The organism is Nannocystis sp. RBIL2, from assembly GCF_026626745.1.
In the GTDB taxonomy this organism is placed as follows: Bacteria; Myxococcota_A; Polyangia; order Nannocystales; family Nannocystaceae; genus Nannocystis.
In genome coordinates, this window is the sequence record NZ_JAPNJW010000001.1 from 5,330,106 (window position 1) to 5,354,455 (window position 24,350).

20 protein-coding genes and 2 pseudogenes are annotated in these 24,350 nt (G+C 68.7%); 9 read left to right on the forward strand and 13 right to left on the reverse strand.

Going from position 1 to position 24,350, the window contains the following annotated elements; translation table 11 throughout:
- Window position 1 precedes the first annotated feature (1 nt).
- Together OV090_RS21185 and OV090_RS21190 are read left to right on the forward strand one after the other, a co-directional pair.
- A complete protein-coding gene (locus OV090_RS21185; protein WP_267705807.1) occupies window positions 2-682 on the forward strand; it encodes a matrixin family metalloprotease in 681 nt (226 codons plus the stop codon).
- A gap of 486 nt (window positions 683-1,168) precedes the next feature.
- Entirely contained in the window at window positions 1,169-1,681 is a 513-nt protein-coding gene (locus OV090_RS21190; protein WP_267705809.1) for a hypothetical protein, read from the forward strand.
- 1,154 nt (window positions 1,682-2,835) lie between these two features.
- Here the strand turns inward: OV090_RS21190 and OV090_RS21195 are convergent.
- Both OV090_RS21195 and OV090_RS21200 read right to left on the reverse strand, forming a co-directional pair.
- Window positions 2,836-4,344: a cytochrome P450 gene (locus tag OV090_RS21195; protein WP_267705810.1), complete on the reverse strand. Its 1,509-nt coding sequence runs from the start codon at window positions 4,342-4,344 to the stop codon at window positions 2,836-2,838.
- Window positions 4,345-4,508: 164 nt separating this feature from the next.
- A complete protein-coding gene (locus tag OV090_RS21200) occupies window positions 4,509-5,093 on the reverse strand; it encodes a sigma-70 family RNA polymerase sigma factor (RefSeq protein WP_267705811.1) in 585 nt (194 codons plus the stop codon).
- A gap of 260 nt (window positions 5,094-5,353) precedes the next feature.
- Here OV090_RS21200 and OV090_RS50775 point away from each other — a divergent pair.
- Both OV090_RS50775 and OV090_RS21210 read left to right on the forward strand, forming a co-directional pair.
- A pseudogene (locus tag OV090_RS50775) lies at window positions 5,354-5,521 on the forward strand (protein kinase); the annotation flags it as partial.
- A gap of 24 nt (window positions 5,522-5,545) precedes the next feature.
- Window positions 5,546-5,903 (forward strand): annotated as a pseudogene (locus tag OV090_RS21210) (tetratricopeptide repeat protein); the annotation flags it as partial.
- Window positions 5,904-6,332: 429 nt separating this feature from the next.
- Here OV090_RS21210 and OV090_RS21215 read toward each other — a convergent pair.
- From OV090_RS21215 to OV090_RS21230, 4 genes are all read right to left on the reverse strand, one after another.
- On the reverse strand, window positions 6,333-6,818 hold the full coding sequence (locus OV090_RS21215) for a hypothetical protein (protein ID WP_267705812.1): 486 nt from the start codon (window positions 6,816-6,818) through the stop codon (window positions 6,333-6,335).
- A 43-nt stretch (window positions 6,819-6,861) separates the two neighbouring features.
- The gene (locus OV090_RS21220) at window positions 6,862-7,023 is read right to left on the reverse strand and encodes a hypothetical protein (protein WP_267705813.1); all 162 of its coding nucleotides are present in this window, start codon (window positions 7,021-7,023) and stop codon (window positions 6,862-6,864) included.
- A gap of 17 nt (window positions 7,024-7,040) precedes the next feature.
- A complete protein-coding gene (locus OV090_RS21225) occupies window positions 7,041-7,406 on the reverse strand; it encodes a hypothetical protein (protein ID WP_267705814.1) in 366 nt (121 codons plus the stop codon).
- Between the two features lie 653 nt (window positions 7,407-8,059).
- Window positions 8,060-9,121 carry a glycosyltransferase family 2 protein gene (locus OV090_RS21230; protein ID WP_267705816.1) on the reverse strand — a complete coding sequence of 354 codons (1,062 nt, stop codon included), beginning with the start codon at window positions 9,119-9,121 and terminating at the stop codon, window positions 8,060-8,062.
- Window positions 9,122-9,409: 288 nt separating this feature from the next.
- On the opposite strand from OV090_RS21230, the gene OV090_RS21235 reads away from it, so the two are divergent.
- Entirely contained in the window at window positions 9,410-10,210 is an 801-nt protein-coding gene (locus tag OV090_RS21235; RefSeq protein WP_267705818.1) for a glycosyltransferase, read from the forward strand.
- Window positions 10,211-11,054: 844 nt separating this feature from the next.
- Here OV090_RS21235 and OV090_RS21240 read toward each other — a convergent pair.
- The 4 genes from OV090_RS21240 to OV090_RS21255 all read right to left on the reverse strand — a co-directional run bounded on the left by OV090_RS21240 (window position 11,055) and on the right by OV090_RS21255 (window position 15,758).
- Window positions 11,055-12,353, reverse strand: coding sequence for a hypothetical protein (locus tag OV090_RS21240; protein WP_267705819.1), 1,299 nt, complete (start codon window positions 12,351-12,353; stop codon window positions 11,055-11,057).
- Window positions 12,354-12,711: 358 nt separating this feature from the next.
- Entirely contained in the window at window positions 12,712-13,092 is a 381-nt protein-coding gene (locus OV090_RS21245; RefSeq protein ID WP_267705820.1) for a hypothetical protein, read from the reverse strand.
- A 154-nt stretch (window positions 13,093-13,246) separates the two neighbouring features.
- On the reverse strand, window positions 13,247-14,425 hold the full coding sequence (locus OV090_RS21250; RefSeq protein WP_267705822.1) for a hypothetical protein: 1,179 nt from the start codon (window positions 14,423-14,425) through the stop codon (window positions 13,247-13,249).
- 190 nt (window positions 14,426-14,615) lie between these two features.
- On the reverse strand, window positions 14,616-15,758 hold the full coding sequence (locus OV090_RS21255; protein ID WP_267705824.1) for a two-component system response regulator: 1,143 nt from the start codon (window positions 15,756-15,758) through the stop codon (window positions 14,616-14,618).
- A 72-nt stretch (window positions 15,759-15,830) separates the two neighbouring features.
- Here OV090_RS21255 and OV090_RS21260 point away from each other — a divergent pair, with 72 nt between their 5' ends.
- From OV090_RS21260 to OV090_RS21270, 3 genes are all read left to right on the forward strand, one after another.
- Window positions 15,831-16,871, forward strand: a complete 1,041-nt coding sequence (locus OV090_RS21260; RefSeq protein WP_267705826.1) for a metallophosphoesterase — start codon at window positions 15,831-15,833, stop codon at window positions 16,869-16,871.
- A 131-nt stretch (window positions 16,872-17,002) separates the two neighbouring features.
- Window positions 17,003-18,382 (forward strand): arginine N-succinyltransferase, encoded by a 1,380-nt coding sequence (locus OV090_RS21265; RefSeq protein WP_267705828.1) that lies wholly within the window; start codon window positions 17,003-17,005, stop codon window positions 18,380-18,382.
- A 104-nt stretch (window positions 18,383-18,486) separates the two neighbouring features.
- Complete coding sequence (locus OV090_RS21270) at window positions 18,487-19,776, forward strand: hypothetical protein (protein WP_267705830.1); 1,290 nt, start codon at window positions 18,487-18,489, stop codon at window positions 19,774-19,776.
- Window positions 19,777-19,848: 72 nt separating this feature from the next.
- Here the strand turns inward: OV090_RS21270 and OV090_RS21275 are convergent, their stop codons facing one another.
- Window positions 19,849-20,496, reverse strand: coding sequence for a hypothetical protein (locus OV090_RS21275; protein WP_267705832.1), 648 nt, complete (start codon window positions 20,494-20,496; stop codon window positions 19,849-19,851).
- On the opposite strand from OV090_RS21275, the gene OV090_RS21280 reads away from it, so the two are divergent.
- A complete protein-coding gene (locus tag OV090_RS21280) occupies window positions 20,486-20,797 on the forward strand; it encodes a hypothetical protein (protein WP_267705834.1) in 312 nt (103 codons plus the stop codon). The two genes, OV090_RS21275 and OV090_RS21280, sit on opposite strands and share 11 nt — an antisense overlap.
- A 128-nt stretch (window positions 20,798-20,925) precedes the next feature.
- Here the strand turns inward: OV090_RS21280 and OV090_RS21285 are convergent, their stop codons facing one another.
- Both OV090_RS21285 and OV090_RS21290 read right to left on the reverse strand, forming a co-directional pair.
- On the reverse strand, window positions 20,926-23,412 hold the full coding sequence (locus OV090_RS21285; protein ID WP_267705836.1) for a tetratricopeptide repeat protein: 2,487 nt from the start codon (window positions 23,410-23,412) through the stop codon (window positions 20,926-20,928).
- Window positions 23,413-23,421: 9 nt separating this feature from the next.
- Complete coding sequence (locus tag OV090_RS21290) at window positions 23,422-24,312, reverse strand: ADYC domain-containing protein (protein ID WP_267705838.1); 891 nt, start codon at window positions 24,310-24,312, stop codon at window positions 23,422-23,424.
- Between the last annotated feature and the right edge of the window lie 38 nt (window positions 24,313-24,350).

Here is a 24,350-nt window from a genome sequence, read left to right on the forward strand (position 1 = left end):
GATGATGCTGCTGGCAGCCACGTTCGCGGCGTCTCTGGCGGCCTCGCCGACGAGCCCCGATCTGGCCGCCTACGTGCAGCAGACGCCGCGCTGCAGCGCCGAGGTCCCGCGCTGCTTCGGCGTCCACCTCCACCTCGTCGTCACCGCCGGCGCGGCGATCCAGACGGTCGAGTGGGTCTCGTCTCAGATCGCCGAGGCCAACACCCGCTTCGCCACCATCGACGTCAACTTTGAAATCGTCGCCGCCGATCCGCTGCCGGCCACCGACGCCGAGATCGACGACCGGGCCGAGCGCGACGCCCTCGGCGACCCGCACTTCAGCCGCGGCGTCGCCCACGTGTTCGTCGTCGGCCGCCTCGCCGACGTCGACGTCGCGGGCAGCGAGATCCGCGGCGTCCACTGGCGCTTCCGCGCCGACCGCTCGCGCCGGTGGGTCATTCTATCGAAGATCGCCGGCGCCCTGACCCTCGCCCACGAGCTCGGCCACTTCTTCGGTCTGCCCCACTCGACCTACGACGAGAGCCTGATGAACAAGGCCCCGCGCGTCGCCTGGCTCACCGGTGAGCTCAGCTTCGCCGAGCCGGAGTTCGCCCGCATGCGCCGCCACCGCGACCGCATGCTGCGCGAGGGCATGCTGGTCGATCGGGCAGGTCCCAAGGGCCAGGCCGCAAAGCCCGGCTGACGCGATGCGCGCCGCCTGCCGCGCCGCGCGACACTCCGTCCTTCGTTCACCGCAGCAGAACACCATATTGTGAATAGCGTCACGATTTGACGTGACCTGAGACGAGCTGCTCCCCGCCCCGGTCGTCGACGTGGTCACCGACCCGACGACATCGCCTGCGCTGCGAGTGCATCGCATCACATGACCGGGAAGAGTTTGCCGAGTGGTCCACCGAGCTCTGCCGGAGCCGCAGGCGAATCGAGCCGGAACGCGGATAGCGCCCCGAAACGCCGCCATCCTGATCGAGGGGCGTTGGCGCCCCCTGCGCTATCTGCTCGCAATGTCTCGCCTACCCCCGATCAGGTGCGACTGTAGATACAGTCTCGGACATGTCTCTCGCGCATGCTCGCACTGACGATATTCTCGTGCCGCAGTCCCGACCGTCGCCACCGGCAACACCTCCGATTCCGCCGCACGGACGAGGCGCTCGATCGGAGACCCATTTCTATGAACCTGTTGTTCGCGACGTTCGAAGGCAGCCCCAACAAGAAGGAAACCGCGATGTCTCGCATCCCCCTCATTTTTATGATTCCTCTCCTCTCCGCCGCCCTCCCGCTCGACGTGAACGCCAAGGACGCCGCGACAGGCGTGGTCCGCGGGCACGGCGAAGTGCCGTCTACCGAAGAAGGAGCTCTCTTACCCAGCCAGATCAGCATCAACGCGTGGCTGGACAGCGAGGGCGCCCACGGGAGGATCATTTGGATCGGCGACTTCGCGTTTGTGCCTGGGGACCCACAGGACAAGGGGGGACCCGCCGACCCTTGGATCATCGATGTGACGAGTCTTACTTTTCTCTCCGACAACAGCGCGGAGGTCTGCGGTGTGGTCGTTCACGCGCCGCGCGAGGAGGCGCTCGAAGAAGAAGAAGGCTGCCTAGTCTTCACGGACAACAGAGACACCGGCGAGGCCGACACGATCGATGGCGTGGCCATCAATGCTGGCAACATCCTGGTGAAGTAAGTCTGTCCCGTAGACAGCGATTGACCGATCTGCCGGAGATGCTGAGCACACAGTAGGGCCAGGCCCCCGGACCCCCGCGAGGCGCAGTCGGCCATTCGTGAACTCCAGGCCCCGATCGCCGCGCCGCCGAGACACCCCGGTAGTGACGCGAGAAAGCGCCTGTTCGGCGGCCAGCCCTGGCCGTCGAGCAGGCGCCCCACGACCTGCCCCGAAGGCCAGCTTCCATCGGAGCCCGCGACGGGGTGTCGGCCCCTCACGGCTGCAGCCGTGCCAGGGGTCCGGGGAAGTGCCGGCCGCGAATTAGAGACGGGATGGGCGCGAGGAACGAGCGTCTATCCTGTCGGTTAACTCGCGGCCGGCACTTCCCCGGACCCCCCGCGAGGCGCAGTCGGCAACTGAATCCTCCCCGACCACCCCGATCCCCGGCCCCTCGTCTCCTGGCTCAGATCGGTGTTCGGTGAGGGTTTGGGTCGCCCGCCGTGGCCCGATGCAGCCCGCTCGGAGGTTGGCAACGGAGCGGCCGGGCAACGCCCTGGCAACGCTGATGTGCGGAAAAACCACACAGAGGGAACCGGATCTGGAATCGGCGCGGTTATCACATCACCAAGTTCTTCGCGTAACTATGGCTTAAGCTCGGTTGTAGGCCGCTCCGCGCGTTCCAAGTGGAACCGCGTTCTCTGCCGCCGTTCCAGTCCTACCAAGCTGAGCGTCGGACGGGTCGTCTTGGCCGCGTCGCCGTCTGGGGCACACGCAAGCAGCGTCCCGGCGAGGAAGTGCGCGGGGCGGAGGACGGGCGCGTGCGTCGGCGGTGGGGTCCGTCGTGCACACGCGGTGTGGGTCGGCGCACCGGTCGCGGCGGTCCCTGTGCGCGGCCGGCCTGCCTCGCCCTGTGTGGGTTCCTGGTCGATTGCGGCGTCATGTCGGAAGCCAACAAGGTCGGCTGCGCGATCGAGTGCACCCTCGGCATCACCGAAGCCTTTGTCGACAGCGAGGGCCGAACGCGAGCTGCCCCCGACGCTGCGACCGCGGCAGACGGCCGCTACTGTTCTGGAGGAGGTTCGTCCCGATTCTCATCGTGGACGACTCCTCGTCGCCTGACGAGAAGCGCGACGGGCATCACGCGGTGCATCCGCGAGAAGCGGATGATCTTGTCCTCAGCGGCGCCAGCGCTCCTCACAGCGTTCGATCGCCTCGAGGAGATCGGGCTTGGCGGTCGCGCGTCGCCGTGCCGCGAGGATGACCTTCTTGCACCCGAACTCCCCGTCGTAGCCAGAGTATTGGCCCAAGTGCCTTGCCGACGACGGGCGGAGCTCGTCGATGCCGCGGGCCACCGGCACGCGAAGCGCCTCCGGAAGCACGGCGAGATCGGCGCCGTTCGTCGCCGCTTCGACATCACGTCCCGCCAACGCTTCAAAGGCTACCGCGTCGACCAGCGCGTATCCGATCCTGTGGCCACGCCAATCGAGTCCGTCCTCCATCAGCCGTTGCAGCGCGTCCCAGATATGGTCGCGCTCCGCGGCGTCACGAGCCCAGGCGACGAACGCCGCAAACTGGCTGGCTTCGGCCCGCGGCTCGTCGATGAAGCCGCTGCGGTCGTAGGTGCCGCGGATGGGCGCCACCCAGGGGATCCAGCGGGGCCCCTTCCTCTGGACCAGGACGACCTGCGTGGGCCCTCGAAGCGGGAGCGCCGACAGGGGACAGTGCATGTCAAACAGACCCATGAGATTTCTGTACACCCGTTGGGCTACCGGTGTCACCGCTTCGGTCGATGTTGGACTCCGAAGGCGAGGGCCGCGATCGCGCGCGCCGGGCCGGAGCCTCAGTCGGCCCCGCGCGTGGCCACCGACATGGACGCGTGGATCTTCGCCATCCCGGGCCCGCTCGGCGCGCACGTCTGGGAGGTCGTCCGCAACGGGCCGGGCCAGGGGCCCGACAACGCCGCGGGGCTCGCCATCGGTCCGTGTGGCCACCCGTCCGTCGTGGGAAGCGAATTCGCCGAGTTGCACGAAGCGGGGCGACACCGTGCCGACCGGGTTGGTGAACCGCAGCAGCTCTTCGATCGCGCCGTCGATCAGCTCGGGGCGGTCGCGCAGCAATCGGAGCTGGTCGGGGTGCTGCAGCAGCGCCAGCACGCCGTTGCCGATCAGGTTCACCGTCGTCTCGTGCCCGGCGAACAGCAGCAGGAAGACCATCGAGATCAGCTCGTCCTCGCCGAGCCGTTCGCCGCCCTCCTCGGCCTGCACCAGCGCCGTCATGAGGTCGTCGCCCGGTTGCTCGCGCCGGAGCTGGACCAGGCGCCGCAACAGCCGATTGAGCCGGACCATGTGCGGGTAGTTGAGGACGAACCCGACCGGGTGCTGGCTCCCGGGATCGACGACCCGCGCGAGCAGCTTGCGGAACTGCATCCGCTCCGGCGCGGGGACGCCGAGCATCTCCGAGATGACGGTCAGCGGCAGCGGCAGGGCGAGGTCCGCGATCAGATCGACGACGGGCTTCCTGGCGGCTGCGTCGAGCAGCTCCTCCGTGATCCGCTCGACCCGCCCGCTCAGCGCCTCGACCCTCGCCGGCGTGAACGCCTTCTGCACGAGGTTGCGCAGGCGCCGGTGATCCGGCGGGTCCTTCATCACCATGCTGTCGAGCAGCAGCTTGATGACGTTCGGCATCCACCAGCGCTCCAGCGGGCCCTTGCCGCCGTCCGTGAGGCTGCGGCGGTCTCGCCGCAGAGCCTGAAATGTCTCTTCGAGGCGCGTCCGCTCTATTCATCCAACCTCAAGTGCGACAGGTGGGGTTCCTTATCGCGGCGGCCAGCTGCCTGGCGGCCTGGCGCTCACCGCCCGACGCGCTCGCGGAGCTCGCGGGCCCATGTCTCGAGGTCGGCCGCGACGGTCGCGGCCGGCAGTGATTGCATCTGCGCGGCGAGCAGCTCACGGCCGCGTCGCAGGCGGCCGCGCACTGTCCCTTCGGGCAGGTCGAGCACCGCACCGATCTCCGCCGCCGTCAGCGACTCCCAGTAGAACAGTTCGAGCGCGATCTGCAGGTCGAGCGGCAGCGCCTGCAACGCACGGTAGAGGAGCTGGAGGTGCTGGCGGCGGTCGACGATGTCGCTCGGCGAGGTCCGCAGGTCGGCGACCGAGACCGTGCCGGCGTCGATCGGGCTGCGGTACTCGTCGCGGAAGCGTCGCAGCAGCAGCTTCCTGGCGATGCCGAACAGGTAGGCGCGCACGCCGGCCTCGGGCGCCTCGGTGCGCTCGAGCAGGGCGAGGAAGGTGCGCTGGACCAGGTCCTCGACGCCGGTCTGGACCTTGCTGAAGAAGAACCGGGTCACGCCGTCGACGTGCCGCGCGAAGAGCGTCCGGCCGGCCTTCGCGTCGCCGCCGCGCCAGGCGGAGAGGAGCACCTCGTCGCTGTCCACCGGGCGACGGTAACCCGACGCGGGGGCGCGCGAAAAAAAATCGAGAGGGCCCGTGATCGCCGAGACGGGATCGGGAACTCGTGCTCGAGGTGACCTTCGTGCACACGCGTGCGACCCTGATCCCCGTGCCCCCAACCGTCCGCCTGACCGCCGTGCCCGGCCTGCTGGCGCCGATCGACCAGGTGCGCCGCCACGTCGCGGCCGCGCTGTTCGGCGACACGGCGCCGGCCTCCGCGATCGGGCGATTCCAGATCCAGCGCATGCTCGGCTCCGGCGGCATGGGAGTGGTTTACGCGGCGACCGACCCGCAGCTCGGGCGGACCGTCGCGCTGAAGCTGATCCAGCCGACGACGGCCGGCGAGCACGCGACCGAGCGTCTGCTGCGCGAGGCGCAGGCGATGGCGCGGCTGCAGCACCCCAACGTGGTGGCAGTCCACGAGGCCGGCGTGTACGGCGGACGAGCGGGCGCTGGCCATCCGGGAGAAGGCGCTGGGCCCCGTACACCCCTTACTGGCCGACTCCCTCAGCAGCCTCGGCGACCTCGCGCTCGTGCAGCGCCAACCGTCCGCTGCGCGGCGGCTGCTCGAGCGCGCGGTCACCATCTACGACGCGGACGAGGGCATGCAGCCGCTTGAGTCCGAGACCCGCTTCTCCCTCGCCAGGGCTCTCCTCCTCACCAAGGGCGGCCGCACCCGCGCGCTCTCCGAGGCGCGCAGGGCCGCCGACGGCTTCCGCGCGGCCGGCGAGGGCAAGTCGAAGGAACTCGCGGAGGTCCAGGCGTTCCTGGCGAAGCACAGAGGTGCCCCATGACCACGACGCCGCGTCCCGAACTTCACGAGCTCGGAGCCGCTGGACGCGCGCTGTCTGGGGTGTGCACCGGGAGGTGCACCGCGCACGACAGAGGGCAAGGGGCGGCAGCGGACGCAAGTTCATCCAGATCTAGCGGACCAACAGATACCGGGGTACAACATCCACGCGGAGCGGGGAATAGCCTGGTATCTGGTCGACCCGCTCATTGTCAATCCGCCCAGGCCGGATTTGGTGACTCTCAACATCGAGTCATACGCCGCATGGTTTATGAACTTGAACTTCTCGATGGAGGAGAGCTGCGCGCTTTACACCCACCTGGTGTGGCAAGACGGAAAATCCCCCCTTTATTATGTCAACAACAAATGGCAAACAACTCCTCCGTGATATCCAAGCGCATGAGTTCGTCATGCAGCCTACCTGCCTACCTTCCTACGAGGATGTGTCACACCGGGGATAGGCGATCTTCGCCCCGCACTCGCTCGTGGAGACACTACCGCCATCACCTGTAGCTTCTAACTTCTTGCACGTGACTTCCGTAAAGGCGTCGTCGGGCGCTTCGGGATCCAGCGCCACGAGCACTGTCGCTTCGCACGAGTCATTGACAATGACGTAGTAAATCGCCAGATATATATCGTTCTGGTGCGGCACGAGAAAACGACCCCAAGCCGGGGTACAGTCTTGCAGGTGTTTCGTCAAACAGGCCGCAATATTGTCCTTATGTTTTATGTCATCTGGAATAGACGAAGCGCCGCAAAACACAGCGTCTTCAGGCACGAGGGCCTCGGCACGAGGTCCGAAGGTTACGCAGTCCTCTCCTTCATTCTGGCAGGCAAAAATGCTGCTGCTCAGGACGAAGGCCAACGACACGTCAGAGCACAAGCTTCGTGCTCGATTTCCAGTGCGCTTGGTGATCATATGGCGCCTTGTAGCACGATGCGAGCCGCGTGCAAAGCAGGAGTCACAGTTCCTCGATCGCATGACCGAGGCCGACATCGAACTCATCCTGCAGCGCGCTCTCGAGGCTCACCCCGGCGCTCAGCCGCGGATCATCTCCGACAACGGCTCGCAGTTCATCGCCGGCGACTTCCGCCGCTTCATCGACCTCGCCGGCCTGACCCACGTCCGTACCTCGGTGAACTACCCCCAGGCAACGGCAAGATCGAGCGCTACCACCGAACCCTCGACAAGGACACCATCCACGCCGTCACACCCGACGGCGCCCACGCCACCATCGCCGCGCGCATCGACCACTACAACCACCACCGGCTTCACAGCGCGATCGGCTACGTTAGCCCGCGCGACAAACTCCTCGGCTGCGAGACCGAGATCTGGGCAGGCCGCGATCGCAAGCTCGAGGCGGCCCGCGAGCTCCGCCGCAAGCGCCGAGAACTGGACCACCTCGGCGCTGCCGCGTAACTCCTCGCAACCCTCCACTTCACCCTCAGCCTCTCCGTTCGTCAACACACCCTCTGTCCCGTTCACGCTGAGCCAATACAAGACCATGTAGATCCCTCCCAACCCGTCGAGCGGGAGCTCGCCGGCAAACGGCGATGCGCAGCTTCGACGCGGCGTGGTCGAGGACAGTAGGTAAGATCAGGCCGCGGCGCCATGACGCCGGGCGACATGGCGGCTGCGGGCGTACGACGATCGGACCTGAATCGCCTGTCCTTTAGTTCACATTAAGCGCTTGGCCTGGGCACCCACCGAGTGACACCGGCGAGCGTGATGTCGCCCGTTGCACGGACTTCGTCCCCGTTCCGTTTGTCTCGTCAGCCCGGTGACCGGCGGCCCAAAAGCTTGGTCAAGCGGGGGGTCTAGGGCGGCTTGGAGGTCCGGATGCGCGGCAGCGCGATCTCCCGGCTGTCTCGAAAATTCGTCTCGATTTCGTCGCGATTTTGGCTCTTTTCGAGGCGTCCCATCGTAAACGGGTCCGTAGGGGTGTCTAGCGCCGCCTGTGCATGATTTCACCAAGGATTTGGGCTTTCTACCGCCGTGGAACCGCGTGGGCAGCCACTGGGGGCTGATCCAAGTGGAATCGGTTCCACTCCCGCGCCGGCTGTCAAGCGTCACCGCGTCGCGGGTGCGGGGCGCCAGAGGGCGGCGGCGCGGAGGTGGCGCGGATGGCTCGGCCGACACTATCGTGCAGCGATCATGGGTCAATGTATCCATACCGAGCCGTAATCTTCGACATACTCGACCAACTCACGCCCGCCCGTCCGTTCCAATGCGCGGAATTTCAACACTTCATAAGTATCGCGATTCACGACGAGCGCCCCTGAACTGTCTGGATGTCCGACGACCAGCTCTTTGCCCCGTAGGACCGTCTCGACCTGCGCCTTGAAAGAACTGCCGGTGCGCTCCGAAATCCGTAGCAACGCCACGACCTTCAGCTCGGTCTTCTTGACCAAGATCTTCCGCTTGTTCGCTTCCGCATATCGCCACATGCGCCGGCCGAATTCTTTGTCCTCATCGACCTCCAGGCTCCGGATGCCGCCCACGGCGACCGACTCATAACACCGGCTCAGCATGTTCGAGCCGCCGAAAGCTTGCAGCACCGGCTCGCCGTTTAGATAATTGGCCAACTCCACGCACTGTTTCCACAGGCCGATCTGCCTCAGCGCAGCCCGGAGCGGCTCTGGCTCGTACTCGGGATAGTCCGCCAGGAACGCCTCACGCCACTTACCTCCCGCGACGCCGATGACATCATGGTCGTCGAACATGTCGATGGCCCTGCGAAGGAACAGCGCGTCGTTGAAATACACGTCCGCGTCGACGTGCGACAAGACGCCGTTGCGACCGTTGCCGCGGAACCGCTTCGTCGCCTCATGAACGAGGCGATTACGCGCCTTCCCGACGTTGCAGCCGGCGATCTCTTTGCCCGGCGAACTACAATCCAGGACCGTGATGCGGTGCTCGTCGCCGGGATCCGTGAGCCGCTCCATTCTCAGCACTCTCTGGTTGGCCCCGTATACTTCTTCGTATTTCCTGGTCCCGGGCAGATCGTTGTTCACGAGACAGATCACCTCGAATTCGGAAGGCGCGACCTCTCTCTGCCTCGTCAATGAATCGAGGAGCCGAGCGATCGTACGCTCATCCTCATTGAATATCGGCACCAGGATCGCCAACTTGCAGTTCGGATCTTGAGTTCTCGACATGGACTCGTTCGTGAACAGATCGCCGTTTTCGCGCTTCTGGGCTCCCTGCCATGTACGATGCACGATCGTTGGATTGGCGAGAACCCCGGCAGGGTAAATTTCGACGCGGACAGGAGATCCTTCGGGCGAATCGATCCGGAGGGCATCAGGGCTCGCGCTACTGCGCCCCTCATGTCACGCGGGCCCGTCGACGTGGGCCCCACCCGCGCAGGGCGACGGATGTCGACACGCGCTTGCCCCGCGGCCGAGGGGACGCGCTCACACGGCGCGTGGCCAGGCACCGTGCGCCCGCTCAGTCGTGGAGCCCGTCTCGGGTGGCTACGTACCTCGTCGTGGTAGATAAGGCACGCCGTGTTGATCAGTGCGATCTGCCCCACCTACGCCCGGTCCGACCGCCATGCCCTGCTGTACGAAGCCTTTCTCCACCAGGACCACGCCGATAGCGAGCTCCTCGTGCTCGACGATTCTCCGGAGCCATCGTCCTTCTTCCTGGCGCTCGACGACCCGCGCGTCTGTTACGAACACCTCCCGGTACGTCAGTCGATCGGCGCCAAGCGCAACATGCTGGTGGCGCGCGCCCGCGGCGAGGTCGTCGTGCACTTCGACGACGATGACTACTACGCGCCGGACTACCTCGCGAGGATGGCGGAAGCCCTGGCTGACGATGATTTCGTGACGCTCGGCGAGTGGCACGCGTGGCAGGAAGCGACGGCCACGATGTGGCGTTGGGACACGACGCGGGTCGACGCCGCGCACGCTCACGTTTCTCGCACCGGGTATCGGTGGATCGAGGACATGGCGGCGCACATCGGCGGCATGGCGGCGTACGTCGACGTCGACGGTTTCGTGGAATCGACGTCCTGGGGCTTTGGGTTTTCGTATGGATACCGCCGGCTCGTGTGGCAGGAATGCCCGTTCCCGGACCGCAACCACGGCGAGGACTACGTCTTTTCTCGGTACGCCCGCACGCGGGGGTATCGGTGCCGGATCCTGTCCGGCGAGGCGTGGCTTGGTCGCTGCGTCCACGTGGTCCACGTCGCTAGCTCGTCGACGATTTTTCCGCAGAGATTCGTTCCTCAGGAGGAATGGCGCTCGTCGTTGGCTCTGGGCGTGCTGCGGTGGCTTCGGGGGGCCGCGCGGTCTGAATCGTGAGCGAGACGATCGCCGCCATGGACCCCGACGACGACGAACGGCGCGTAGATCAAGGTGTCATTGTGGTTTCCCTCGAACTCGAGGAACCTGCCGCCGACGAAAGACCAGCCGTCCCGGTCGATCATCTGCGCAAGGCGGCCAGGGGCAGCTCGATGGCCTCGGTGGGCGCGTGGTACTGGCGTCCAGGTGCTCCGCGACGAGCAGGCTCGACGTCTGGAGCGCCCGTGCGAGCGAGGCGGCTCGTGGGGGCGGCGCTCGGCGCGCGGATCGGGGTTAGTTTAGTGGAGCACCTCCTGCCCGCCGCACTCCTCGTCCTCGCAGGTGCGGCGTCGCCGTCGAGGACGTTGTTGAGCCGGCGAATGCGACGCCGACGCTGTGCTGGGCTTCTGTGTCGCCGATCGCCCGTCGCTCGAACTTTCCCGTCTCCGGTCCCCACTCCACTTGTCTCGACGGCCGGGCGACCGGCGGCCTGAAAGCTTGGTCAAGCGGGGTGGCTGGGGTGGCTTGGAGGCCCCGATGCGCGACGGCGCGATCTCCTGGTTGTAGCGAAGGTTCGTCCCGATTTTGTAGCGTTCTGGGCAGTTTTCGAGACAACCCCTCGAATTCGCGTCCGTATGGCGGTCTAGCTGGGGTTGTACACCACATCACCAAGAATTTTGGCCTTTCTACCGCCGTACGTTCTCCTCGGCGAGGACGGCGAAGCCCGGTGGTCGGCCCGCCTCGAAGCATCGGCGGTCCACCTGGGAGAACGGGTGTGATGCCAGGGAGCCACAGCTGCGCGCCCCCGTGGTCTGCGGCGGCGTGTGAGGCCCCACGCCGCCGCGCACGCGGCGGGGGTGGGGCGCTACTTCAGGGCACACATGCCGGCGTTCCACACGATGTACTCGCAGAAGAACGACACGTTGTCGCCGAAGAACCCGTACTCGTTGGCGTAGTGCTGGACGTCGTTCGGCACGTTCTCCTGGTTCTGGCCGAAGCCCCAGTCGCTCATGTTGACGTTCACCTTCACCGGCGACTGCAGGAACATGCCGCCGCCCTCGGCGGCGGTGTTCTGCTCGACGACGCCGCCGGTGATCGTGGCGTCGCAGTAGCTGAAGTAGAGCCCGCCGCCCTGCATGCCGGCGGTGTTGTCGACGATCGTGGTGTCGGTCATCGTCGTCGGCGAGTACGAGAAGATCCCGCCGCCGTTCAGGTCGGCGCTGTTGCCGGTGATCGTGACGCTCTCGAGGACCAGCTTCGAGATGTCGTTGTTGCCGCTGCCGTCGTAGCAGATGGCGCCGCCGTAATTCTCGCTGTGGTTGTCGGTGAAGGTGCAGTCCTTGACCGTGACGGTCATCGGGACGGCGGCGTCGTCGATCGCCAGGGCGCCGCCGCACACGGAGTTGCCCAGCGGGTTGTGCTCGGCCTCGCCGTGCTGGAAGGTGAAGCCCTCGATCGTCACGCTCACCGAGTCGATGAAGATCGGCGTCTCGGCACCGCTGCCGTCGAGGAACGTCTTGTCCTGCCCCGCGCCGAGCAGGGTCATCGGCCGGTCGATGACGACGGCCTCGTGGTAGGTGCCGGCGCAGACGGTGATGGTCGCGTCGTTCGGCGCGGCGGCGATGGCGGCGGCCAGGGTCGAGTACTTGCCAATTGCGTTGACGGTGACGGGCTCGCCGCCCTCGCAGTCCCAGGGGTCGTCGGCGCCGGTGGAGGTCGAGTCGTCGCCCGTGGTGGTGTCGACGCCGGTGGTGGTCGTGTCGTCGCCCGTGGTGGTGTCGACGCCCATCGTCGTGGTGGTGTCGACGCCCATCGTCGTGGTCGTGTCGACGCCCATCGTCGTGGTCGTGTCGACGCCCATCGTCGTGGTGTCGACGCCCATCGTGGTGGTGTCGACGCCGGTGGTCGGGTCGTTGCCGGTGGTCGGGACGCTGCTGGTGGTCGAGGTGTCGCCGCCCTCGGTCGTGGCCGTGCCGGGGTCGCTGTCCGTGGGCTCGCTCGTGACCTCGGCCGTGGCCGCGGGAGTGGTGCCGGTCTCGCCCGTGTCGTCCGTTGCGGCGGTGGTCGTCGCGGTCTCGCCGACATCGGGATCGCTGCCACACGCGGCGAGGCCGACGCTGCTGACACACGACAGGACGAAGGAGAGGCGGCGGAGGGGATGCATGCGCGCTATATGCCCGGACGCGCTGAGGGCGGTCAAGCGGCAGGACAGTCCTTGGAGAGTCGCTGACAGTAGCGAGCTCACCCGGCGACGAGCGCCTGGAACAGCGGGACGAGCAACTCGTCGGTGCCGAGCGGGCGACGGCGTCGATCCAGGGCGCGGGCGGATCTTCGCCAGGAGCGCGTTCTCGTGCGCGTGGAACGTGCGGCCAGGGTCGAGGACCCCGCGCTCTCGGTACAGCGCACCCTCGGTCCGACCCTCGCCGCGACCCAGACCGTCGATCTGCAGCAGCAGCTCGCCCCGCTGCGATCGCAAGGAGAGCGCCGCTCGCGGGTGACAGGACGGCAGCGCGATACGGCGGCTAGAAGCAGCCGCCGTTCTTGCACTCGGTGGTGCCGAGCGGGCAGTCGTCGATCGTCGTGCAGTCGATCTGCGAGCAGTCCTCCTCGCTGCTGACGCTCTCGTCGCCGTCGCAGCACGCGGCGCACACCGCCTCCGGGCCGATCATGCCGGGGGAACTGTTGACGACGCCCGTCACGAAGCACGCGGTGGCGCCGCCGGAGCAGGCGTTCTTCGGCATCGGCGTCGCGTCGCACTCGATGGTCAGCGAGCCCGAGGCCGGGATGGTGCAGGTGCGGCCGGCTTGATCCGTGACGGTGCGCTCGTCGCCGGAGCTGCCGCAGGCAGCGAGCCCGAAGGCGAAGCACAGTGACGACGCGAGGGCGGCGAAGTGGGACGTCATGGGAGCTCCTGAAGGGCGAGTGTGCCGAGCTTGACGGGGGCGCGAGGAACGAGCGTCTATCCTGTCGGTTAACTCGCGGCCGGCACTTCCCCGGACCCCCCGCGAGGCGCAGTCGGCAATTCGCGGACCCCAGGTCCCGATCGCCGCGCCCCCTTCAAATCGACAATCGCAAGTCCCCCCGCTCGACCAGCGGCGCCGTCTCGACCGTGCAGAAGCCGACGTCCTCGAGGCATTGCGCCGGCTCGAGCCCGAAGCCGCCGAAGTAATCGTGGCACTTCGAGTCCTCCGGGCACTGCGGATTCTCGAGGTCGCACAGCGGCGTGCAGCAAGCGATCGCCCCCTCCGGGCAGCCGCCGGGCACGTACTCCGGCGCCTCGCAAGACAGGCCAGGGTCGCAGCCGTTGGCCGCCTCGCACGCCTCGCCGAGCTTCCCGGTCTCGCCCGACACGTCCATCTTGCAGAAGAAGTCGTTGACCCACGCCCCCTTGATGCACACCTCGCCGTCCCTGCAGGTCGAGGTATCGAGCGGGTCGCACAGGCGCTCGCACATCGGCAGCGCCCCGCCGTTGTAGATCACGCAGCGCTCGTTCTCGCCGCAGGTCGGGCTCGTCGCGCCGCAGCCGCACAGCGGCTGGCAGATCTGGCTGCTGACGAGCGGGTCCCAGCGGCACAGGAGCCCGGTGTCGCAGGTGTCGCCGTCGCCTTCCTGGCCGCAGTACTCGCCGAGCTGGCGCGGGAACTGGGTCAGCGGCACGCACGCGACCTGGTCCCACTGCTGGCCGATGACCGTGCACTTCTGGCCTTCGGGGCAGTCCTGGGCGTAGATGTCGCACGCCTCCAGCGCCGTCGGCTCGTCCGCCGCCTTGAACTCACTCGCGTGCGGATAGAGGTGCTCCGGCGAGAACGCGAGCTCCGCGCTGCGGTCGACCAGCGGGTTGCACTCGACGTTGTCGTCGGCAAGGTGGCACGCCTCGACCGGCGGCTCCGTCGTCGTCTCCGTCGTCGGCCCCACCGTCGGGTCGCCTTCGGTCGGGTCGCCCTCCGTCGGATCGCCCTCGGTGAGCACCTCGCCCGGCGACGTGGTGTCGGTGCCGCCCGGATCGCTGGAGCTGTCCGTCGACGGGTTCGACGTGTCGCTCGATGAGCCCGTCTCGTCGCCCGTGCTCGGCGCGGCCTCGGTCCCGCCGCCGCCGCCGCCGGAACAACCCAGGAGCGCCAGGCTCACCGCCGCGACGCCAAGACAATGCACATAGCCGCTCTTACGCTTGCCTCTATCCTTATTATAAAAAATTCCGAACATCGTCCGCTCGTCTCGCTGGAGATACGTCGGCATCCCCTCGCGCGGCGCGCCGGTCGCGGTCGTCCCATGCCCGCGCCTGCGCGCCCGCCGAGGACGCCTCTCATCGGGTCAGTGGTCCCCGGCGGCCGATCAATTTGGCGACCGCGCGACTTTCTCGCGCCACGCCTCCTCTGGTGGCTTCACCGAGCCCGCGGGCGGGGGCGCCGGGCGCGAGGTCGGTGGTTCAACCGACCAGGGCGACCGACTCCGGGTGGGGCTCCGGGTGGCCGTCGACGAAGCGGTCGCGGATGGCCAGGACCTCGTCGATGTTGGTCAAGAACACGTCGATGAGGTGCGGGTCGAAGTGCGAGCCCGCGTTCTTGCGCATCAGGTCGAGCGCGGCCTCGAGCGGCCACGCCGGCTTGTACGGGCGGGCGCTGGTCAGCGCGTCGAACACGTCGGCGATCGCCGCGATCCGGCCCGGCAGCGGGATTTCCTCGCCGCGCAGGCCGCGGGGGTAGCCGTTGCCGTCCCACTTCTCGTGGTGCGTGTGGGCGATCGTCGCCGCCACCTCCAGCGGCTCCGCCGTCGAGCCGTGGAGGATCCGGTACCCGATCTCCGCGTGCGTCTTCATGATCGTGAACTCCTCCGGCGTCAGCCGCCCGGGCTTGAGGAGGATCCGATCGGGGATGCCCAGCTTGCCGACGTCGTGCATCGGGCTGGCGATCCGCAGCAGCTCGCAGGTGCTCGGGGACAGGCCGATCTTGCTGCCGATCAAATGGCAGTACCAGCTCATGCGCTGCAGGTGCTGCCCCGTCTCGTCGTCGCGGAACTCGGCCGCGCGCGACAGGCGATAGATCGTCTCCTCGTGCGAGGCCCGCAGCTCGCTCTGCATGCGCGTCAGCTCGGCCACCGCCGCCGCCAGCTCGGTCGTGCGGTCGTCGATCGCCCGGGCCAGCGCGCCCTTCTGCAGCTCGAGGTTGTCGTAGTAGCGCTTGACCCGCACGCTGTTGCGGATCCTGGCCAGCAGCTCGACCTCGTCGAACGGCTTGCTGAGGAAGTCGTCGGCGCCGGCCTCCATGCCCTTGCGGCGCAGCTCGCGGTCGTTCACCGCCGTGATGAACACGATCGGCGTGTGTAACCCCCGCGGGTGCGAGCGGATGTTTCGACATACATCGAGGCCGCTCATGCCCGGCAGTCGCATGTCGAGCAGCACGGTGTCGGCGCCGCGGGCGAACACCTCCTGCAGCGCTTGTTCTCCCGAGCTGGCGAGGGCGACGTCGTAGCCCTCCAGGCGCAGCAACTTCTCGAGCAGGCGGCGCATCGTCGCCTCGTCGTCGACGACGAGGATCCGGCCGCCGTTGAGCTGCGGAGCGCCGCTGTCCATGGTCCGACGTTACCGCGGATCGCCGCGCCCGCGGGGCCCGCGGATCCGCGCGCCGTGTTACCCTCCCGGTCCATGCGTGAGGACCCGCGGCGAGCGACGCGTACTGCCCTGTGCGGGGCGATCCTGGCGTTCGGAACATGTTCCTTCGCGGCCTGCGACTCGGCGCGCCGGCCTCCGAGCGCGCAACAGGCCGCACGCCCGGCGGCGGCCGCGGAGCAAAACCCGGCCTCGCCTTCGCCTGCGACCACGGCGCCGGCCCCCGCGCCCACGACCACGCGTCTGCCAGCGCCGGCGCGCCTGGTCGCTCTCGGCGACCTCCACGGCGACTTCGAGGCCACGCGCGCGGCCCTGCGGCTCGCCGGGGCGATCGACCCCCAGGACAAGTGGATCGGCAAGGAGCTGATGGTCGTGCAGACCGGCGACCAGCTCGACCGGGGCGACGGCGAGCGCAAGATCCTCGAGCTGCTCGAGCGCCTGCAGACCGAGGCCCGGGCCGCGGGCGGGGCCTTGCACGTGCTGAACGGCAATCACGAGCTGATGAACGCCGCCGGCGACTTGCGCTACGTGACCGCCGGCGGCTTCCTCGACTTCGAGCAAGAGCCCGGCGTCGACCTCGCCGACCCGCGCGCCGCCCGCGTGCCCGAGCCGATGCGGGGTCGCTGGCTCGCCTTCGCGCCGGGTGGCCCGTGGGCGCGCAAGCTCGCGACCCGCCCGGTCGTCCTCGTCGTCGGCGAAACCGTGTTCACGCACGGCGGCCTGCTGCCGCAACACGTGCGTCGCGGCCTCGACACGATCAACGACGAGGTCCAGCGCTGGCTCCGCGGCGACGGAGAGATCTCCCCCGAGCTGCTGCAGGACGACGAGAGCCCGGTCTGGGTGCGCCGCTACTGCCTCGAGCCCAAGCCGGCCGAATGCGACGTGCTGCGCGAGACGCTCGCCGCGGTGCCGGCCAAGCGACTGGTCGTCGGTCACACCGTCCACAAGGAGGGCGTGTTCTCGGCCTGCGACGGCGCGGTGTGGTGCATCGACGTCGGCATGGCCGCTTATTATGGCGGTCACCCCGAGGCGCTCGAGATCGTCGGCGACAAGGTCACGGTGCTGCGCGAACCGTGATGTGAGTGCCGGACGCAGTGAGGGCTCGCACTGCGAGCGCCCGCATGCGTGCCTCGGTGCCACACTCTGGGGCGAAAGCTTCGATTCGGAGCGCCACGACGCGCTCCATCGAGCCCCCGGAAGGTGTCCCGATGTTCCTGTTCCGCGAGGCAGCAATGAGCGACGAAGACGCGATCTTCGAGCTCGCGCGCCACCTCAACAGCCTCAACCTGCCGCCCGAGCGGCCCTACATCCACGAGCTGCTGCAGCGCTCGTTGGCCTCGTTCCGCGGCAGCCCCGACTTCGACCCGACCCGCCGCTTCCTGTTCGTGCTCGAGGGCGACGACGGTCAGGTCGTCGGCACGTCGATGATCCACGCCCAGCACGGCGACACCGACGAGCCGCACGTGTTCTTCCGCGTCATGCAGGAGGAGCGCTACGCCGACCTCCGCGTCACCCCGAACTCCGAGGTGCACGACGTCCACATGACGCACACGATGCTGTACCTCGGCCAGACCTACGACGGCCCGACCGAGCTCGGCGGCCTCGTGCTGCGCCCCGAGCTGCGGCATCACCCCGAGAAGCTCGGCCGCCTGCTGTCGCTCGCGCGCTTCGTCTTCATCTCGGGCCACCGCGGGTGGTTCCGCGACCGCCTGCTCGCCGAGCTGCTGCCGCCCCTGGTCCAGGTGCCCGGCGGGACCACGCGCTCGCCGCTGTGGGACGCGCTCGGCCACAAGTTCACCGGCCTCACCTACCACGAGGCCGACCGCCTCAGCCGCTTCAACAAGGAGTTCATCTGGCGGCTGTTCCCGACCATGCCGATCCACGCGTGCCTGCTGCCCGAGGGCGTGCAGGACATCATCGGTCAGGTCGGGCCCAACACCGTCGGCGCCAAGCGGCTGCTCGAGAGCATCGGCTTCCAGTACAGCGGCCGCGTCGACCCGTTCGACGGCGGCCCGCACTACGAGGCCGACACCGACCAGATCACCATCGTCCGCGACACCCAGGGCTACGCGCCCGTCGTCGGCGAGCCCGACCCCTCGGCTCAGCCCGGCATCGTCGCGGTCATGCAGGACCGCGCGCCCCACTTCCGCGCGGTCTGGACCCCCGCCCAGGCCGTGTTCGCCGCCGACACGCCGCCCGGCGCCCCGCCCACGCAGGTGCTGGTCCGCCGCGAGGCTTTGCAGCAGCTCGGCCTCCTCGCCCCCGGGCAAGACTCGCCCTCGCCCGATGCCCGCGTTTTTGGTCGCCTTGCGTCCGCAACGACGCTACTCCGACCGCGTCGCCAGCGTGCCCCCGGGTGCGCGCTCGCCGACCGGCACGCTCCGCCTCAGCTGACCCAAGAGCCAGGTGAGCCGCGAGCTCACCGGCGCTTCTGGACACCGCTTCCTGGGTCCATGCAGGGAGCGGCGACTCATCGTAGGTCGGCGAAGTCACTCGTCCGGGTCGCCATCACGGAGATACCCTCATTGCGATCTCACTCTATCGAGAGATTGCACGTACGACAGATGCAGCGCCGCAAAGCAGGCTAAGGTGGCGTGACGACCTCGCCGGCCGCTCATGACGAGCGGCCTCCACGCGAGGCGGCAACGACACCGACATGCGACATACACGAACCCTTACCTTCTCTGCTTGCTTGACCTTCACTCTGACCGCCTGTGGCGATGACGGCGGCCCATCGATCTCCGACACCGCGAACATCACCACGCTCAACCCGACCCTGCCCGGGACGTCGACCTCCGGCGTGGACGACCCGACCGAAGGCAACACCACCGACCCGTCGGGGACGATGAGTGATTCGGAGTCGGCGACCGAGCCCCCGACCGGCACCACCGCGGACGTGACCGCGACCGGCACGACGACCGACGACACCGCGACGACCACCGACGACACCTCGACGACCACCGACGACGCGACCACGACGACCGATGGCACCTCGTCGACGACCGACGACACGACCACCGGCAACGAGACCGGTGGCATCCCCGACGAGTGTCAAGCGCCGGCGACGCAGCCGCCGTGCGACGAGGCCGGCGACGACATTTTTAAGGCCATCGGCCTCAACTGCTCGGACAACCCGGCGATGGCGATCCCGATCAAGAACCCGGTGATCATGGCGCCGGACACCAGCAGCTACCGCGTCGCCACCCACTTCGGCACCGCCAAAGATCCGATGGACCCGAACCAGTGGGCGTGGGCGCCGAAGGAGGGCTCGCGGTTCCTCGTGATCGGCTCGGGCACCTTCCCGAACCTCGAGGGCGACGGCGGCCTCGTCGAACAAAACGGCCAGGACAGCCAGCCGAACGGCAACCCCGACGAGCAGTACCAGCTGCCGGGCGTCATGCACCACGAGATGGGCAGCAACAACGGCGCCGGCGGCACGCCCTTCATGAACTGCGACGGCGTCCACGACTGCTCCGACACGATCGCGGACCAGTGGAACGGGATCGGCGCCGGCGTGGCCCACGACGTCTTCTACATGTCGTTCGACCTCGACGTCCCGCAGGGCACCCACGGCTACCTGCTCGACTTCGTGTACTTCACCGAGGAGTGGCCGGTCTACGTCAACCAGACGGTCAACGACATGCTGATCGTCTGGTCGACCAGCGAGACCTTCACCGGCAACGTCACCTTCATCGACGAGCAGCCGCTGACCGTCACCGCGCTCGACCCGTACATGACGATCCTCCCCGGCGACCCGCTGCTCGCGGGCACCGGCTTCCCCGGCGACAGCGAGGGCGCCGCGACCGGCTGGTACACCGCCAAGGGCTCCGCCGCCCCGGGCGAGAGCTTCACGCTCGCCATCTCCGTGTTCGACCTCGGCGACACCGTGTGGGACACCGTCGGCATCATCGACAAGTTCCGCTGGGACTGCATGGGTTGCGTCCCGAACGAGGTCGACAGCTGCGGCATCATCCCGCAGTGAGCTCGCCCGCGGTAAGGCCGCGGGATTGACCGACCACGGCGCAGACGGACGACGGCATCGCTCGTCGTCGTCTCAGCAGCCGTGGTCGTGCTTTCCGCCGCCGTCGTTATCGTCGTCGTCGTCGTCGTCGTCTCGGCCGCCGCCGTCGTTATCGTCGTCGTCGTCGTCGTCGCCGCCGTTATCGTCGTCGTCGTCGTCGTCGTCTCGGCCGCCGCCGTCGTTATCGTCGTCGTCGTCCCGGCCGCCGTCGTTATCGTCGTCGTCGTCGTCGTCGCCTCGGCCGCCGCCGTCGTTATCGTCGTCGTCGTCGTCATGCTCGCCGTCGTCGTCTCCGCCGTCGTCATGCTCGCCGTCGTCGCCGTCGTCCTCGCCGCCGTCGTCATGCTCGCCGTCGTCGCCGCCGCCATCGTCATCATGCTCGCCGTCGTCGCTGCCCCCGTCGTCGCCGCCCCCGTCGTCATCATGCTCGCCGTCGTCGCCGCCTCCGCCGTCGTCGACGGGGTCGTCGCCGGCCTCGTCCCTGCCGCCGTCGTCGCCGGCCTCGTCCCTGCCGCCGTCGTCGCTCCCGGGGTCGTCCGGTTCGTCGCCGTCCTCGCCTCCGTCCGGCCCCGGGCCGCTCTCGGTGGCGGTCGCATCACCCGAGCCGCTGGGGTCGAAGTCGCTCGGCTCGCCGGGCAGGCCGCTGGTCGCAGAGTCGTCGCCGGCCGTCGTGGTCGGCATCGACGTCGACGCCGATTCGCTGACCGAGTCTCCGCCGTCACTGTCGGTGACGCTGGCGCTGTCGCTCTCGGTGGCGCCATTGTCCCCGGAGCTCCCCGCCCCGGGATCGGCGCTCGTCGTCTCGCCGCCCGACTCCGTATCCGTGATCCCCTCGGAGGAATCGGCATTGCCGCAAGAGATCGTCAACGCGAACGCGAATACAATGGTGTGTCGCATGGTGTCTTTTCAAAAAGATCGGCGCAGCCGCTCTGCAGACAAAGATGAACAAGGTGTGCTGCGCGTCACCCTCAATTTTTATTGATGCCTCTCGAACGAAGTTTGGCAGCGTCGTCGTGCCGCGCTTCGATTCGGCCTCGCGTCCGGACGCCCGCGCGACGAGGCTCGGTCCCTCGAACCGGCGAAGTGACCGGCGGATCGTCGCCGCGATCGCTAGCGCCCGCTCGCCGTCGGCGCGCCCGTGAGCTCCCTGGCCCGAAGGACAGCTCGCTGGCCCGCCTCGACGTCGCCAGTGGTCGTCCACACCTCCGCCGCGCGCTCGTAAAACGACGCCGCGCGGGCGCTCTCGCCGTGCTGCGCCGCCAGGTCGCCCAGGCCCTCGAGCGCCTGCGCCAGCAGCGGGTGGCTGAGCTTCAGGCCCTCGGCCATCGCCACCGCCCGCGCGAACGCCTGCTCGGCCTCCGCGGCCCGCCCGAGCTGCGCGTGGACCTGCCCGAGCCCCGTCAGCGGCTGCAGCAGATAGAGGTGGCGCGCGCCGTAGGCCGCCTCCATCCGCGTCAGCGACTGCTCGTAGTTGTCCTGCGCCCGCTCGAGCTCCCCGCCGCCCGCGTCGGCGTCGCCGAGCCCGGCCAGCGCGTGGGCCACGAACGGATGGCCGTCGCCGAGGATCGCGGTGAACAATTGCATCGACAACTCGTAATGGCCCCGCGCGCGCTCGAAGTCGCCGCGCTCGTGGTACATGCTGCCGAGGTTGTTGTGGGTGATCGCAATCAGCGGATCGGGCGGCCCCGGTCGCCGCCCCAGCCCGGCGATCGAGCGCTCGTAGTAGTCCCGCGCGGTGTCGGTGTCGCCCTGCAGGTCGTGCACCGCGCCGAGGTTGTTGCTCAGCAGCGCCTGCAGCCGCCCGTCGTCGTGGGCCCGCTCGACCAGCGCCTCCGCGAACACCTCCGCCGCGAACGCCTCCGCCCGCCGGTTCAGCCCCTCGCCCAGCACGAAGATCCGCAGCGCCGCCGCCTCGGCCGCCACCGCGTGCATGTCGTGGGCGATCCCGAGGCGAATCGCCCGCACTAGCGCCGCCTCGGCCGCTGCTGGATCTGCCGCGCCCACCTGCAGCCGACCCTCGACCAGCGCCGCCTCGGCGATCGCCGGCCCGTAGCCGACCGCGTCGGCCTCGGTCCGCACCCCGGCCATCAGCGCCAGCCCGGGCTCGAATTTCCCGGTCGCCTCGAGCACGGCCGCCCGCGCAGTCTTGGTGCGCAGCGCCTCGACGCGGGCCGCCGCGCGCGGATCGTCGGGCGGCGCGGTACCTCCGATCAGCCCCTCCGCGTCGGAGCACGCGCCGATGCTCGGCAACGCCGCGGCCGCCTGGACCGCGTGCTCGACCACGTCGCGATCGGCGGCGGCGAGCACGTCGACGAGCGCGGCGAGGTGGGCCTTGCGTCGGCCGAGGCAGGCGCTCCGCAGATCGATCATCCTCCCGGTCTGGCTGCCGACGGCGTGCGCCTCACACACTTCGCGGCTGGCGTCGGTCCACGACCGCGCGTAGTCGTCGAGGCGGCTCGTCACCCGCTCGAGCGCCTCGCCGGCGAATTGCGCCTGCGTGGCCGCGAACGCGGCCGCCACCGCGTCGGCGCGCCCGCGGTCCCACACGCCCGCGAGCTCGTGCAAGGCCGCCTGGCAGCGCGGCGCCTCCTTGCCGCGGCTCGCGGCCGCGTAGCTGATCGCCGACGCCAACCCGAGCAGCCCGACCACCGCGGTCACCGCCAGCGGCCGGCGCCACGGGTCGTGCTCGAGCGCCGCGATCATCGCCGCCAGGCTCGGCCAGCGGTCCTCCGGCCGGTAGGCCAGCCCGCGCTGGATCACCTTGAACAGCCGCCACGGCACCGGCGAACCCGGCGACGGCGGCGGCACCGTGCCGACGCGGATCTGCTTGCGGATGCCCTCCCACGAATCGGCGCAGTACGGGTGCTCGCCGTACAGCGCCTCGTACAGCGTCAGGGCGAAGCTGTATTGATCGGACCACGGCCCGACCGGCTGGCCGAAGTGCTGCTCGGGCGACATGTACAGCGGAGTGCCGAGCGTATTGCCGCGGCGGGTCAGCCGCGCCGACCAGCGCACCCCGCCCGAGCGCTCGCCGCTCACCTGTCCCATGGGCAAGGTCGACTGCTCGACCGGCTCCTCGGTCGGCTCGTCCTCGGGCCCGCGCTCCTCGCCCGCGCCAGCCTGCACCAGCCCGAAGTCGACCACGCGCGCCCGACCGTCGGCGTCGACCAGCACGTTGTCGGGCTTGAAGTCGCGGTGGACCAGCCCCGCCGCGTGGGCCGCCGCCAGCCCGCGGCCGGCCTCGCAGACGGTGCGCAGCACCGCCGGCCACGTCCGCGAGTGCGCCCGCTGCCAGGCGCCGAGCGTCTCGCCCTCGATGTACTCCATCGCCATGTAGAGGCTGCGCTCGTGCGGCCCCACTTGATAGACCTGGACCACGTGCGGGTGCGACAGGCGAGCCATCGCCTGGGCCTCGCGGTTCATCCGCTCGCGCACCGACTCGTTGTCGAGCAGCGACGGGCGCACCAGCTTGAGCGCCACCTTGCGGTCGAGCGCGACGTCGTAGCCCGCGTACACCACCCCCATCGCCCCCTCGCCCAGCTTGCGCAGGACGACGAAGGGGCCGATCGCCGTGGGCTGTGCCTGTGACTCCGACATCGCCGCGATTCAGGGCACCGTGACGCCCGACTGGATCAGCCCGCCCGAGGCGAACGGCTCGCCGCAGGCCGCCGTCTCGCAGGCCAGGGTCGAGCCGACGAGGCGGGTGTGCTCGAAGTTGAGGCAAGTCGCCCCGTCGGGGCCCCACTCGGCCTCCACTGCGTAGTTGGTGCCGGGCTCGGGGTTCTCGACCCCGATCTCGTCGAGCACGTGGATCACCATGCCGTCGACCGTGTGCGACTCGCCGTCGCCGCAGTAATCGGCGCGGACCATCCGCGTGCACGCCTGGTGGTGGTCCGCCCACTCCCACGGGCGATAGCCCCACTCCGCGCACTTGCCGATCGCCGCGTCGCGACAGGCGAGCGTCACCAGCCCGCTCGTCGGCGGCACGCGATCGCCCGTCTCCGGGTCCCAGACCTCGCCGACCATGATCGCTTGCGTCGCGCTGCCGAAGGCGTTCATGCACAGCGGCTCCCACGCGCCGACGTCGTCCTTGATCTGGAGGTCGTACAGCCACAAACCGGAGGCCTGCGCCGTGGCCCCGACGATCTTCACCTTGCGCTTCTTCGGGGCGCCGTCGACCAGGCCGAAATGCAAGATCGCGCCGACCAGCTGGGTGCCGACGAGCGTCGCCCCGCTCGAGGTCTGGACCCGCAGCTCGCTGCCCTCGAGCCACGCGTTCGTCACGGTCCAGCCCTGGTGGAGCTGGAACATCTCGAGGTCGATATAATTGCCGGTGCCGCTATCGCCGTTGAGGCGGAATCCGTTGAGACGAAATCCATTGAGGCGAAACCCGTTGAGGCGGAATCCGTTGAGCCGAAACCCGTTGATCTCGAGCTCGCGGACGCTCACCTCGTCGGACAGGTCCGCCCGGGGGATGTCGTCTACATCACACGCCATGGCCGCAGTTATCAACCCCAACGCAGTCGCTCGTCGCA

Excerpts from the sequence above, each read along its gene's own strand:
- OV090_RS21185 (WP_267705807.1), top strand. The coding sequence starts at position 2 with ATGATGCTGCTGGCAGCCACGTTCGCGGCGTCTCTGGCGGCCTCGCCG.
- OV090_RS21190 (WP_267705809.1), top strand. The coding sequence starts at position 1,169 with ATGAACCTGTTGTTCGCGACGTTCGAAGGCAGCCCCAACAAGAAGGAA.
- OV090_RS21195 (WP_267705810.1), bottom strand. The coding sequence starts at position 4,344 with ATGCCGAACGTCATCAAGCTGCTGCTCGACAGCATGGTGATGAAGGAC.
- OV090_RS21215 (WP_267705812.1), bottom strand. The coding sequence starts at position 6,818 with ATGATCACCAAGCGCACTGGAAATCGAGCACGAAGCTTGTGCTCTGAC.
- OV090_RS21225 (WP_267705814.1), bottom strand. The coding sequence starts at position 7,406 with ATGGTCTTGTATTGGCTCAGCGTGAACGGGACAGAGGGTGTGTTGACG.
- OV090_RS21240 (WP_267705819.1), bottom strand. The coding sequence starts at position 12,353 with ATGCATCCCCTCCGCCGCCTCTCCTTCGTCCTGTCGTGTGTCAGCAGC.
- OV090_RS21245 (WP_267705820.1), bottom strand. The coding sequence starts at position 13,092 with ATGACGTCCCACTTCGCCGCCCTCGCGTCGTCACTGTGCTTCGCCTTC.
- OV090_RS21250 (WP_267705822.1), bottom strand. The coding sequence starts at position 14,425 with ATGCCGACGTATCTCCAGCGAGACGAGCGGACGATGTTCGGAATTTTT.
- OV090_RS21255 (WP_267705824.1), bottom strand. The coding sequence starts at position 15,758 with ATGGACAGCGGCGCTCCGCAGCTCAACGGCGGCCGGATCCTCGTCGTC.
- OV090_RS21260 (WP_267705826.1), top strand. The coding sequence starts at position 15,831 with ATGCGTGAGGACCCGCGGCGAGCGACGCGTACTGCCCTGTGCGGGGCG.
- OV090_RS21265 (WP_267705828.1), top strand. The coding sequence starts at position 17,003 with ATGTTCCTGTTCCGCGAGGCAGCAATGAGCGACGAAGACGCGATCTTC.
- OV090_RS21275 (WP_267705832.1), bottom strand. The coding sequence starts at position 20,496 with ATGCCGACCACGACGGCCGGCGACGACTCTGCGACCAGCGGCCTGCCC.
- OV090_RS21285 (WP_267705836.1), bottom strand. The coding sequence starts at position 23,412 with ATGTCGGAGTCACAGGCACAGCCCACGGCGATCGGCCCCTTCGTCGTC.
- OV090_RS21290 (WP_267705838.1), bottom strand. The coding sequence starts at position 24,312 with ATGGCGTGTGATGTAGACGACATCCCCCGGGCGGACCTGTCCGACGAG.